Source organism: Pseudomonas sp. DC3200b2, assembly GCF_049895785.1.
GTDB classification, from domain to species: domain Bacteria; phylum Pseudomonadota; class Gammaproteobacteria; order Pseudomonadales; family Pseudomonadaceae; genus Aquipseudomonas; species Aquipseudomonas massiliensis.
Map to the genome: position 1 here is coordinate 582,430 of NZ_JAFCTA010000003.1, position 12,420 is coordinate 594,849.

12 protein-coding genes and 1 pseudogene are annotated in these 12,420 nt (G+C 61.7%); 9 read left to right on the plus strand and 4 right to left on the minus strand.

Annotated elements, in window-relative coordinates; translation table 11 throughout:
• Nucleotides 1-74: 74 nt before the first annotated feature.
• Nucleotides 75-803 (plus strand): methyl-accepting chemotaxis protein, encoded by a 729-nt coding sequence (locus ACP691_RS12050; protein ID WP_426199705.1) that lies wholly within the window; start codon nt 75-77, stop codon nt 801-803.
• Between the two features lie 48 nt (nt 804-851).
• On the opposite strand, the gene ACP691_RS12055 is transcribed toward ACP691_RS12050, so the two are convergent.
• Together ACP691_RS12055 and ACP691_RS12060 are read right to left on the minus strand one after the other, a co-directional pair.
• On the minus strand, nt 852-1,778 hold the full coding sequence (locus ACP691_RS12055) for a YsnF/AvaK domain-containing protein (RefSeq protein ID WP_426149642.1): 927 nt from the start codon (nt 1,776-1,778) through the stop codon (nt 852-854).
• Nucleotides 1,779-1,807: 29 nt separating this feature from the next.
• Nucleotides 1,808-2,251 carry a YsnF/AvaK domain-containing protein gene (locus ACP691_RS12060; RefSeq protein WP_426149643.1) on the minus strand — a complete coding sequence of 148 codons (444 nt, stop codon included), beginning with the start codon at nt 2,249-2,251 and terminating at the stop codon, nt 1,808-1,810.
• A 279-nt stretch (nt 2,252-2,530) separates the two neighbouring features.
• On the opposite strand from ACP691_RS12060, the gene ACP691_RS12065 reads away from it, so the two are divergent.
• From ACP691_RS12065 to ACP691_RS12085, 5 genes and pseudogenes are all read left to right on the plus strand, one after another.
• Nucleotides 2,531-3,571 (plus strand): diguanylate cyclase domain-containing protein, encoded by a 1,041-nt coding sequence (locus tag ACP691_RS12065; RefSeq protein WP_426149644.1) that lies wholly within the window; start codon nt 2,531-2,533, stop codon nt 3,569-3,571.
• Nucleotides 3,572-3,635: 64 nt separating this feature from the next.
• Nucleotides 3,636-3,851 carry a VF530 family DNA-binding protein gene (locus tag ACP691_RS12070; RefSeq protein WP_426149645.1) on the plus strand — a complete coding sequence of 72 codons (216 nt, stop codon included), beginning with the start codon at nt 3,636-3,638 and terminating at the stop codon, nt 3,849-3,851.
• An 80-nt stretch (nt 3,852-3,931) separates the two neighbouring features.
• The gene (locus ACP691_RS12075; protein WP_426149646.1) at nt 3,932-4,927 is read left to right on the plus strand and encodes an aldo/keto reductase; all 996 of its coding nucleotides are present in this window, start codon (nt 3,932-3,934) and stop codon (nt 4,925-4,927) included.
• Nucleotides 4,928-5,478: 551 nt separating this feature from the next.
• Nucleotides 5,479-6,397 (plus strand): annotated as a pseudogene (locus ACP691_RS12080) (glycosyltransferase family 8 protein).
• Nucleotides 6,390-7,319, plus strand: coding sequence for a glycosyltransferase family 2 protein (locus ACP691_RS12085; RefSeq protein ID WP_426149647.1), 930 nt, complete (start codon nt 6,390-6,392; stop codon nt 7,317-7,319). The pseudogene ACP691_RS12080 and the gene ACP691_RS12085 overlap by 8 nt, the downstream one beginning before the upstream one ends.
• 71 nt (nt 7,320-7,390) lie before the next feature.
• Here ACP691_RS12085 and paaX read toward each other — a convergent pair whose 3' ends face one another.
• Both paaX and paaY read right to left on the minus strand, forming a co-directional pair.
• Complete coding sequence (gene paaX / locus ACP691_RS12090; RefSeq protein ID WP_426149648.1) at nt 7,391-8,317, minus strand: phenylacetic acid degradation operon negative regulatory protein PaaX; 927 nt, start codon at nt 8,315-8,317, stop codon at nt 7,391-7,393.
• Nucleotides 8,318-8,397: 80 nt separating this feature from the next.
• Nucleotides 8,398-8,997 carry a phenylacetic acid degradation protein PaaY gene (gene paaY, locus ACP691_RS12095; protein WP_426149649.1) on the minus strand — a complete coding sequence of 200 codons (600 nt, stop codon included), beginning with the start codon at nt 8,995-8,997 and terminating at the stop codon, nt 8,398-8,400.
• A gap of 271 nt (nt 8,998-9,268) precedes the next feature.
• On the opposite strand from paaY, the gene paaF reads away from it, so the two are divergent.
• From paaF to paaH, 3 genes are read left to right on the plus strand one after another with little or no spacing between them, the layout of a single operon-like run.
• Entirely contained in the window at nt 9,269-10,042 is a 774-nt protein-coding gene (gene paaF, locus ACP691_RS12100; RefSeq protein ID WP_426149650.1) for a 2,3-dehydroadipyl-CoA hydratase PaaF, read from the plus strand.
• Nucleotides 10,043-10,057: 15 nt separating this feature from the next.
• Nucleotides 10,058-10,849 (plus strand): 2-(1,2-epoxy-1,2-dihydrophenyl)acetyl-CoA isomerase PaaG, encoded by a 792-nt coding sequence (gene paaG / locus ACP691_RS12105; protein WP_426149651.1) that lies wholly within the window; start codon nt 10,058-10,060, stop codon nt 10,847-10,849.
• 1 nt (nt 10,850) lies between these two features.
• Nucleotides 10,851-12,386 (plus strand): 3-hydroxyacyl-CoA dehydrogenase PaaH, encoded by a 1,536-nt coding sequence (gene paaH / locus ACP691_RS12110; RefSeq protein WP_426149652.1) that lies wholly within the window; start codon nt 10,851-10,853, stop codon nt 12,384-12,386.
• The last annotated feature ends 34 nt before the right edge of the window (nt 12,387-12,420 follow it).

Sequence of the window (12,420 nt, forward strand, 5' to 3'; positions counted from 1 at the left end):
AATCATCCCGGGAATCGATTCAGGTGGCCGAAGAGTTGGCGCAGACCGCCGAGCGCCAACGCACTGCGGTGGATATGGTTTCCACGGCGTTCCATGAAATGGTGGCCACCTCCAACGAAGTGGCGCGTTCCTGCAGCCAGGCCGCGGAGTCAGCCGACAGTGGCCAGCGCCAGGCCCGTGAAGGTCAGTCGCAGGTCGACCAGGCAGTGGAGCGGGTCGGGCGGCTGAGTTCTGAAATCGAGGTGTCCGCCGAGGCGATGCGCCAACTTCGTCAGGAGAGCAGCGATATCCAGTCGATCCTGAGCACCATCAGCTCCATTGCCGAGCAAACCAACCTGTTGGCGCTAAACGCTGCCATCGAAGCCGCACGAGCAGGCGACCAGGGGCGAGGCTTCGCTGTAGTCGCCGATGAAGTGCGCGCGCTGGCGCGACGGACGGCCGATTCCACGGGCGAGATCGATACCCTGCTCGGCAACCTGGCACGCCGGACCCAAACCATGGGCGAGCAGATGGATGCCAGCCTGCGCATGTCCAAGGATACGGTGCAGGCCATCAGTGAAGCCCGCGGCAGCTTCGAGCGCATCCGTGAGTCGGTGGATGTGATCAGAGACATGAGTACGCAGATCGCAACGGCGGCGGAAGAGCAGCACCACGTGGCGGAAGACATCAACCGCAATATCGGAGACATCCATGGGGATGCTCAGCGGGTTTCCGAGTTGGCGGAGGCGACACGCAATGAGGCCACGCACCTGACCGCGCTTTCTGAAGAGCTCAACGGCCTGGTAGGGCGGTTCAGGACTTGATGACAGACGGGGCGCCAGCCTGGCAGGCTGGCCTCCCCGCGGCGGTGCTTAGCGGTCTTTGAAAGGCGTATTGCGTTCAGCCGAAGCGGCAGCGCCGATCGGTTGGTTCTGGCGGGTTGCCTGGACGTCCACGTCAGTGCGACGTACCTTGTCGCGCACGGTTTCGGTGTGCTCGGTAGCCTTCTTGCCTACGCTGATTTCCTCGACCACGCGAGCGGATTTATCCACGACCACTTCCTGAGCGGTTTCCTGGATTTCCACGCTGCCTTCCTTGAACGCTTGCAAGTCCGCGGCGGTAGCGGCGCGGTCCACGGGGCGGCGCTGGATGCTAGCGTGCTCTTCACGCAAGCTGACAGTTTCTTCCACCGGACGCTCGGTCACACGGGTGACCACACGTACTTTCCCTGTATTGATGTCGCGTTTGCCGACACGGAGCTCTTCCTCGATCACCGGAATGGCGGTACGGCCGGAGAGGTCAGCGGTGGTGGCGGTGGTATCCGTGGCGGTGATGCCCTGATGAGTGCCTGCCAGATGGGAAACCTCACCGGCACGGGCAGTCATGGGCGCGCCGTCGGTCCAGCTGGCGCTGCGCTCGTCGATATCGATGGCCCCTTGCTCTTCGAGCAGGGATTCGATGCGCTCGGCTTCTTCATCAGTGGCTGCAGTGACGGTCACCAGGGTCGCGCCACGGCGATAGGCCTCAGGGTAGGCGGAGGCATAGCGATGAGGCTGGCCATCGTCGTCGCTGCCGAACAGCGAATGGAAGAAGTGACTGATCTTGCCGCCCATGGAGTCATCATGATGGTCGCCATGTGCCGAGCCGGTAGCCATGGTGCTTCCTACGGTAGTGCCGGTTTCGGTCTGAGGCGCCGACAGGGTGATGTTGCTGTCGGAGATGTTCAGGGCCAGCAGCTTGGCTTTGGCAGCCTGTGCGGTGGTCAGGTCATCGAAGGCAGCGACCAATGTATGTTTCATATATACCTCGCAAGTATGTCAGGAATAATTCAGAGCTCAGTTTTTCGATCAGGCGACGTTCGCGTTGATCCGAGAGCCTCGGAAACTTCACTTCTATTCACGACCACCTCTTCCTTCTTCAGGGCGATGGTGTGAGTTTCGACAACTTCGCTGACGCTGTGCCGAACATGCAGTTCTTCCTTGAGGATAAGGCGCTTTTCAATGAAGAGCATTTCTTCCAGAACAGGGATGATGGTCACGCCATTTTCAGTCCTGACCTGGGGTGGTGATACAGGGTCCACCACCGTGCCAACGGGAACCCGCTCTACGACGGCCTCTTCACGACGAAGCGGCTCCGAGATCGTCTGGGTCTGAACGTCCACGGTCTTCTCCAGCCGAACGTGCCCGGTAGGCACTGTTCGCTTGGAGACGGTAGCGACTTCTTCCAATATCGGAAATGTCATGGAAGCTTCGAGCAGGGGTTTTTCATCCATCTTCAGAGTATTACCTGTCAGCACTTATCCGCGACTGCTATGTACTTGAGTGATACGGCTTGGCTTGAGTTCAACCGGATTGGTCAGAGATTGAAAACATTGACGAACGGTCCGTGCTGGTAGGATGGATCCATCGAGCGACCGGTTATGTTGTGACAATATTTAGTGCTCCAGGCGTACTGATACCCGAAATGTGATGTTCACCGCAGCAAGGGTTCAAGCCTTGCGCCATCGAGCCGATAACTTCGCAAATGCTCCCGCTTCCTATCGAGACCCTTCATGGACAGCCTGTCCGACACCGACCGTGCCTATGTGCTGCAGCACGCCACGAAGCAGTTCTGGAAGCACATCATGCCTATCGTAGTAATGGCGTTCATCATCCACGTCCTGTTGTTGGTGGCGTTCGCTGTGCTGGAGGTCGTGCCGCTGTTGGTCGGCAACAGCTTGAGCGTGCTCGCTTACCTGTTCTGTCTCAAGGCGATCAGGCATGGCTACTTCGAGATGGCCGGATTGATCATGAGCGTCGAGATCATCTCCCACGCGATACTGGCGACCTGGGTGCTGGGATGGGCCAGCAACTTTTATTTCTACCTGTTCTGTGTCGTGCCCATCATCGCCTTTTCCTTTCAGGCTGCCCCGGTCAAGCGCGGTCTCTTGAGTTCGTCCATCGTGCTTGTGTCCCTTGTCGGCTTCGCTTGGCGAGATTCGTGGGGCCAAGGCGCGGCTGCGCTTTCCTCCGTCTCACGGGAGGCTTTCGGCATGGTCAATGTGGTCATCGCCATTGGCCTGCTGCTGCAGGCAACCACCTTGAGCGTTCGCTATGCCCTGGCCATGCAACTGCATCTGTTCCACAGCGCGAATCGTGACAGCCTGACCAATCTGTACACGCGGCGGCGGGTGACACAGGCCGCGCGTCACCTGCCATCGCAGGGGGCTGTAAGCCTGATGTTGCTGGATATAGACCACTTCAAGCAGATCAATGATCGCCATGGCCATGACCTCGGTGATCGAGTGCTGCAACAGGTGGCGAAGGTACTCGAGGCGACGATAGGGGAAGGGGGCATGGCTGCGCGCTGGGGTGGCGAAGAGTTCGTGCTGTTGATGTTCGGTACCCCTCTGGCTCAGGCAAAGGAGGCCGCCGAGCATATCCGTGAGCATCTGAAACGGATCAGTGCCGAGCTGGATTTTTCGGTGACGGCTACCTTTGCGGTGGCCGAGTTCGGCGATCGCGAGTCGCTGGCCAGGGTCTTCCAGCGCGTGGATCAGGCGCTGTACCAAGGCAAGCTGCAAGGCCGCGACCGGGTCATGCTGGCTCGCTAGCCAGGTGAATGCCAGCGGGCACGCGATGCATTAAGCTGGCGGCTTTCTTCATCGAACGACGCTCATGACCCAGAAAGACCCGCTCCATGGCATCACGTTGCAACAGCTGCTGACCGAACTGGTGGCTCACTACGGCTGGCCGGGGTTGGCCAAGGCAGTGGATGTACGCTGCTTCAAGAACGATCCGAGCATCAAATCGAGCCTGGCGTTCCTGCGCAAGACCCCCTGGGCACGTGAAAAGGTCGAAGCGCTCTACGTACGGCTATGCCGGCGCGACTGATCCGCGCAGTCGGGTCAAGACAGCTCGCGTCCAGGAGCTTCGGGCGCTACCCTCAGGACTCGACTTGAACGGGAGCGGTTATGACATTCACTAAGCTAGGTTCCACCGGGCTGGACATCTCGCGGCTTTGCCTGGGCTGCATGACATTTGGCGAGCCGGGGGCCGGCACCCATTCCTGGACCCTGGGCGAGGCGGATAGCCGCCCCATCATCCGTCATGCAGTGGAGCAGGGGATCAATTTCTTCGATACCGCCAACAGCTATTCGGCGGGAACTTCGGAACTGATCCTCGGCAAGGTCTTGAAGGAATTCACTCAACGCGACGAAATCGTGGTGGCTACCAAGGTATTCTTTTCCCCCAGCATGCTGGGTGGCTCGAACCGGCCGAACGAGCAAGGGCTTTCCCGCAAGGCCATCATGGCGAACATCGACGCCAGCCTGACGCGTCTCGGAATGGACTACGTGGATCTGTACCAGATTCATCGCTGGGACTACCACACGCCTATCGAGGAAACCATGGAGGCGCTTCATGATGTGGTCAAGGCTGGCAAGGCCAGGTATCTGGGCGCCTCTTCCATGTACGCCTGGCAGTTCGCCAAGGCCCAGCAGGTGGCCAAGGAAAACGGCTGGTCCCGCTTTGTGTCCATGCAGAACCACCTGAACCTGTTATACCGGGAAGAAGAGCGCGAAATGATTCCGCTGTGCCTGGACCAGGGCGTAGGGCTGATGCCGTGGAGCCCGCTGGCGCGCGGTCGGCTCACTCGGCCGGCGGGCCAGGAAACCGAGCGTACCCGTACCGACCTTTCCGGCCAGTCATTCTACAAGGCCAGCGAGGCCCTGGACGTGCCGGTGATCGACACCGTGGAGCAGATTGCCAGGGAGCGAGGCGTGCCGATGGCCCAGGTCGCCCTGGCCTGGGTACTGGGCAAGCAAGGCGTATCGGCACCGATCGTGGGAGCTTCCCGGGCAAGCCAGCTGGACGACGCCATCGCGGCGTTGAACCTGGAACTGACCGCCGAGGAGCAGCGACGGCTGGAGGCGCAGTACGCGCCTCATGCAGTCAGTGGGTTTAGCTGACTTCAGGGGGTGAAGTAAGCAGCGGCAGGAAGCCGCTTCCACAAGATGTCAGTGCCGACCTGGGCTGTGAGCAGGCGACAAGGTAAAACGCTCTGTAAAACAAATTGTAACCTCTTTAAGGTTGGAAGATTTATCTGTCCTGGGGTAAGTTTCGCGAACTGTCCTGATTTCCCGGCTTCTTGACTGAATCAGGGTTGGCAGGTGTAAGAAGTATTCAAATAAGTCTAACTTCGTAGAGTAAAAACGTTTCCCGTCTCGTCTCGGGTCAAGCGGGGATAGTTCTGAAAATCTTCGCAGAGGCGGCCGCTGCGGTAGCGTTCCATGCAGGATGCAATAGCCTCCTGCGCGCAGGCTGGAGGGCTATCGAAGAGCCGTCCAGGGCTGCGCGACCGCGGACGTACCAAGTGTCTGCCTGCTCACTCTGGCTCGAAGGCCACCACTTAAATCAAACAAACAGTCGTTGCGTGCTCCAGTTCAATTCATTATCTCTCTCCAAATCCCTCAGGTTCGCGACCCATAGACTAACGGAGGCGCAAACTTCAGAGCGACAGGTGCGTCACTTTGTATTCGGCATCGATGCCAATTACTTCGAGCATGCCTGGGTCACGCTAACGACAGTACTGCGCAACCAGCCGAAGGGCCAATGCCACTTTCACTTCCTTACGGCAGACGACCTCAAAGGAAAATTCTCACGTCTGGAGGGGGTCATGGCGTCCTTGGACTGCGCCGTCAGTTTGCACGAAGTCGAATTGAAGGCGCTTGAGCAGTTGCCCGCGTCTCATGACTTTCCTGCCTCGATCTATCTTCGGCTCCTCGCGCCCTATGTGCTTCATAGGGAAGACCAGGCGCTTTACCTGGATGCCGACGTGGTGTGCCTAAAGCCCTTGTCCACTTTGTGGAGCACCTTCGACGGCAAGGATGCCTTGCTTGCCGCGGTAGAAGACAAGCCCTTGGCGGTGGCCGAGCGCGTCCAAGCGCTGAATCTGCAGGCCGGGCGATACTTCAATTCAGGTGTATTGCTCATACCCTTGGCACGGTGGCGCAAGGAGCGGGTTACCGAGAAGGTGCTGGCCTGTATCGGCACCCACCACCAGCGGCTCAAGTACGGACCAGGACGCGCTCAACATTGTACTGGAGGGCGCTGTTCACTACCTGGCGCCGGCTTTCAATACTCAATGCCAGCTTGGTGTCAGCCGGGCGCTTCTGCCCGAAGACACGGTGCTGCTGCATTACACCGGCGTGGACAAACCCTGGCAAGTCTGGAGCGATCAGCCCCAGGCCTGCCATTACCGTACCGCCCGGGCCCTGCTGCCTTGGGGTAGCGAGCCTTACGAACCGCCCCGGCGGCCAAGGCAGTTCAAGTCCATGTCCCGCTATCACGCCCGCCACGGCAAGCGGGTCGCCAGCTGGTTCTGGCTTGCGAAGTACCGTTTCCATCGCCTCTACAGAAAGGTTTTTCCCAATGAGTGACAGCTTCCGGTCATCCGCCACGCGGGTATCCGTGGTCATGCCTTGCTACAACACCGCATCCTATGTAGAAGCCGCGTTGAAATCCGTATACGAGCAGACCCACACACCGTACGAGGTTATCCTGGTGGACGACGGCTCTACGGATGACACCTTCCAGGTACTGGAACGTCTACAGCGCCAGTGGGGTTTTACCCTGCTGCAGCAAGCGAACCAGGGTGTCAGCGCGGCACTCAATCTTGGCTTGAGCGTGGCCCGGGGCGACTATGTCATCACCCCGGATTCGGATGATGTGTTGCTACCGGAAGCCATAGCGGTGCGTGCGACCTATATGGATCAGCACCCTGGGGCTGGGTTGGTGGGCGCGAAGGTGATCTACACCGATGCGCAGGGTGCTGAGATCAAGCGAGAGGCATGCCAGGGCGTCGAAACCTATCGATTCTGCGATGTGTTGGCCCAGGCCCTGGCCGTGGGCGCGCCGGTAGCGATGTACCGCATGGCGGCGCTGCGCGCGGTGGGCTTCTACGACCCAGCCATTCGCATCCAGGACTTCCAGATCACCCTGCGCCTGGCTCACGCCGGCTACGGCATCGCTTGCTTGCCCGCGTACATCACCCGTTACCGTCGACATTCGGCGAGTCTGTCGCGCAAATATCGCCAGCAGCTGGACCACGACCTGGCGGCCATCGAGCCCTATCGCGACCATCCTGATTGGCCGGCTGCGCGCATGGCCGTCATCAACAAGGCCCTCAAGTATGGCGTTCGCCAGGACCCGCAAATGAGCTGGGAGCTGCTGCGCAAGGTACCATTGCGCCAATGGAACCGCGTGACCGTCAAGCGGGCCAAGGGGTTGCTCAACGGTGTGGTCAAGCGCGGTATCCATCGCGGCCTGGGCGGAAAAGAAGACAGCCAGGGTCGAGCCTGACGAGCGAGCCCTTAAACGCTTGGCGCTGATCTGGCGAAGGTAACCACTTCAGCGCGCCTATCCGGTTGCCACTAGTCCGCCAAGCCGCCGAACCGACTGAAAAAACTCTCCATCGGCCCAGGGACCGGACCATCCGCGGTTTCCAGGGCTTGGCTCAACCATTGTTCGGCGCCTGGGCACAGCGCGCGGTACAGGTTGCGGCACAGCTGCCGTGCCGCTCGACCCTCCCAGCCGCTGGGCAGCAGCGCCTCCGGCAATTCAGGGTCGCGCAGCACCAGCCTGCGATACTCATGGATGAGCAAGAGCCGCGCCAGGAAGCACTCCTGGGGTGTCAGCTCGACTGCCTCCCTGATCGCGGCCCAGAGCGGCCGGAACAGGCGCAGGAATTCCTCGTAATGCCGCCCCAGGGCATCGAGGTTCCAGCTTTCGCGCACTTGCACGCGAAGTGCCTTGGCTGCCAGGGTATCGATGGCTTCGGTACGGAAAACTATGGCTTGATCTTCGACGCCTTGCTCGCGCAAGGTGGCCAGAAGGTCCGCGCGTTCGGCGCGAGGACTGGCCATGATGCCCTGGGCCAGCAGGCCATAACCCTGCCACTCCAGCTCCTCGCGTACCTGCCTGCGTTTTTCAGGGGTCGCCCTTGGCAGCATCACCAGATGCCAGCTGCCGTCCCAGGCAGGCGACCCAGCGCTATAGACCTTGCGAAAGGCTGTTTCGAAACGGCGACGGCCAACGCCGGTCAGGCTGTAGTAACTGCGCCTCCCGACCTTCTCGGCGGTCAGCCATTGCTCCTTGGCGAGGCGGAATACCGAGGTGCGCACCAGGCGTTCATTGATCCCCATTGGCTCCAGCAAGGCGGCCAGGCTGCCCAGCCATGCAGTGCCGCCATGGGGCTCGATGGCGTCACCGTACAAGGTGATGATCAGGGAGCTGGCGCGCAGGGGCGTCTGTTGCGCGAATCGCTGCATCAAGGCAGTGAGTGGGGCGAAAGTGCTCATGCTGTTCCTGAGGCCTACCGGGGGCCGCACTATAACAGCTGGCACCCTGGCCGATGCCAAACCGGTATCGAACCGATCGCTCATGCGCTGCCTTCAGGCTTGGGGCGAAAACCACTGTCGCCCAGGCGGGGCCGCTCGGCCTCGACCGCGGTCAAGGGTTCGCAGGGCACCAGGCTGGCCAGGCAGCGGCGGGCCAGCGCCTGGTATTCCTCGGTACCGCGCGCTTTCCAGGCCAGCTCTGCGTCGCCCAGCGAGCGCTTGACTACCGCTGGCGCGCCCATGATCAGGCTCTGCGGCGCGCATTCAAAGCCGGCCTTCACGAAGGCTGTGGCCGCCACGATGCAGCGCTCCGCTATCCGCGCGTTGTCCATCACCACCGCGTTCATCCCTACCAGGCTATCAGCCCCGATGTGGCAGCCGTGGAGCACCGCGCCGTGGCCTATATGGCCGTTGCGTTCCACCACCGTGTCGCTGTCGGGAAAGCCATGCATCACGCAGGTGTCCTGCAGATTGGCGCCTTCCTTAAGCACGATCCGCCCGAAGTCGCCGCGCAGGGAGGCCAAGGGGCCCACATAGCAGCCAGGGCCGATGATCACGTCGCCGATCAGTACGGCGGTTGGGTGGACGTAGGCAGTGGGATCGACCACCGGCCGCAGGCCATCGAGGCTATAGCAGGGCATCGGACGCTCCTGGGTGTTGATAGGTGCCTTATAGACCGCTTCATGGCCAATAAGAGAGATTTTTGTATCGGTTTTTAAGACCCCGTTCAAGGCCAACAACCGCTGGTCCTATGGTATGGCGATATCTAAGAATAGTTAAAGGGACACATCAAGGTAAATTTATATTGAAATACCGTATCACGTCTGGCAACGTTGATTGCAATCGGGGCGTCGGCAGCGCCCCGGCATAATTCCAATGACGGGCGCAAGCCGCCCGAAGCCAGGAGGTCCCATGCCTCACCCGTTGCTGATCGATAATCCAAGCCTCGGTGTTCGCCTGCTTACGCTGCACCGGCCAGAAGCCCTCAATGCGCTGGACGATGCCCTACTGAAGGCATTGGCCGAGGCCATGGAAGAGGCAGCCAGGGATCCTGAGGTCCGTGTCTTGGTCATCGCTGGTTCGGCCCGTTCCTTCGCGGCAGGCGCTGACATTCATGAAATGGCTCGGCGGGACATGCTAGGCATGCTCGAGGACGTTCGCGTCGGCCTTTGGCAACGCATTGCGAGCTGCCCCAAGCCCTTGATTGCCGCGGTCAACGGCCTGGCCCTCGGCGCCGGTTGCGAGTTGGCCATGCACGCCGATGTCATCATCGCCGGGCATAACGCCCGCTTCGGGCAGCCGGAAATCAACCTCGGCATCATGCCAGGCGCCGGTGGCACCCAGCGCTTGATGCGGGCGGTGGGCAAGTCCCTGGCCATGCAGATGGTGCTCACCGGCCAGCCCATCGATGCTCGTCAGGCCCAGGCCGCCGGGCTGGTCAGCGAGATCACCCAGGCAGAGCTGACTGTCGAGCGCGCCCTGGAGATGGCCCAGACCATCGCCGCCAAGGCCCCGGTTGCGGTTCGCCTGGCCAAGGAAGCCCTGCTCAAGGCCATGGACATGGACCTGGCCAGTGGCCTTCGCTTTGAACGCCAGGCCTTTGCCTTGCTGGCCGGCACCGCCGACCGTACGGAAGGCATCCGCGCCTTCCAGGAAAAACGCCCGGCTGTCTTCAACGGCCGCTGAAAAGGACGCCACGCCATGAGTTACCAGCATATCCTGTTCAGTATCGAGGGCGGGGTCGCCCACCTGAGCTTGAACCGTCCCGACCAGCTCAACAGCTTCAATGGTCGCATGCAGGACGAGGTACTTGACGCCTTGGCCCGGCTGCGCCGAGACAGCACCCTGCGTGTTCTACTCCTGACCGCTGAAGGCCGTGGCTTCTGTGCGGGCCAGGACCTGGCCGAGCGCGCGGTCGCGCCCGACGCCGAGGTGCCTGACCTGGGGGCTTCCATCGAACGCTTCTACAACCCTCTGGTGCGTACGCTCACCGAACTGCCCGTGCCGGTGATATGTGCCGTCAACGGCGTAGCCGCCGGAGCGGGCGCCAATATTCCCCTGGCCTGTGATCTGGTTCTGGCGGGGCGCTCAGCCAGTTTCATCCAGGCGTTCTGCAAGATCGGCCTGATCCCCGATTCGGGCGGTACCTGGGTGCTGCCTCGTTTGGTAGGCATGGCACGAGCGAAGGCTTTGACCTTGCTCGGTGAGCGCGTGAGCGCGCAGGAGGCTCAGGACATGGGGCTGATCTACAAAATCGTTGATGACCAGGCGCTGCGAGACGAAGCCATGGCCCTGGCCCGCCATCTGGCGAACCAGCCCACCCATGGTCTGGGCCTGATCAAGCGCGCCCTGCACGCCAGTCTGGACAACGACTTCCAGACACAGCTGAGCCTGGAAAGGGACCTGCAGCGACTGGCGGGGCGCAGCGAGGATTACCGGGAAGGCGTCAGCGCCTTCATGGCCAAGCGCACGCCCACCTTCAAGGGATGCTGACATGACGTTGATCACGGAACACAGCCTGGTCGCGGTCGTAGGGGCAGGCGCCATGGGGGCTGGTATCGCCCAGGTCGCCGCTCAGGCGGGCCATCGGGTGCTACTGCATGACATGCGCCCGGAAGCTGCCAGCCGAGCCATCGCCGACATTGCCTTGCAGCTGGAGCGGCAGGTGGCGAAAGGGCGACTGAGCGCCGAGGCGCGAATCCAGGCGTTGTCCCGCCTGCAGGCGGCAACCACGCTGGAGCAGGTAGCCGATGCCGATCTGGTAATCGAAGCCATTGCCGAGGACCTGGCCGCCAAGCAGGGGCTGTTCAGCGAACTGGAGCGGATATGCAAGGCGGACGCCGTCCTGGCCAGTAACACCTCTTCCATTTCGATCAGCGCCCTGGCCACGCACCTGCGTCACCCTGAGCGGGTCGCCGGGCTGCACTTCTTCAACCCGGCGCCGGTCATGGCGCTTGTCGAGGTGGTCTCTGGCCTGGCCACGGCGCCATGCGTGGCCGAGGCTCTTCATGCCATGGCCGCGCGCTGGGGCAAAAAACCCGTTCATGCCAGGTCCACGCCGGGTTTCATCGTGAACCGGGTTGCCCGGCCCTTTTATGCCGAAAGCCTGCGCCTGCTTCAGGAAGGGGCAGCCAGCCGCGTTACCCTCGACGCCTTGCTTCGGCAGGCGGGGGGGTTTCCCATGGGGCCCTTCGAGCTGATGGATTTCATCGGCCACGATGTCAATTACGCCGTTACCTGCTCGGTGTTCAGCGCCTTTTACGGCGACCCTCGGTTCCAACCGTCCGTGCTGCAAAAAGAGCTGGTGGACGCCGGTCGCCTTGGGCGCAAGTCCGGCCAGGGCTTTTATGTCTATGGCGATGCGACAGAAGTACCGGCGCCGGGGTGGGCGCAGGCGGGCGAGCCGCAGGTCGAATGCGTGCTGGAGGGGCATCTGGGGCCGGCCCAACCGTTGGTGGCCCGGTTGCGTCAGCACGGTGTCCAGATAGAGGAGCGCCCTGGGGCAGGGGTATTGCGCGTCGGCGAGGCGGCGTTGGTATTGGCCGATGGCCGCCTGGCCTGGGAGCGGGCCCAGGCCGAGGGGCTGGCCAGCCTTGCAACTTTCGACCTGGCGCTGGACTACAGCAAGGCCAGCGCCTTGGGAATAAGTTTCGGCCCGATGAGCGAGCAGGGGCGCATGCAGATTGTAGGCGTACTGCAGCAGGCAGGCTTCGATGTAGCCGTGCTGGCTGATACGCCCGGGCTGGCCGTGCTGCGCACCATCGCGATGCTCACCAACGAAGCAGCAGATACGGTGCTCCAGGGGGTCGCCTCGGTCGCTGACATCGACACGGCCATGCGCGCTGGCGTCAATTACCCCCAGGGCCCACTGGCCTGGGCCGATGCCCTTGGGCTGCCGTTCCTGCTCAGGGTGCTGGAAAACCTGCAAAAGGCTTATGGCGAGAGCCGCTACCGGCCCTCGCTTCTGCTCAGGCGCCTGAGTGCGATGGGTGAGGGATTCCATACGGTACCTTCAATCCCGCGGGAATGACTCAGGCGGCCATTCAGCTCTCCGGTTACCAACA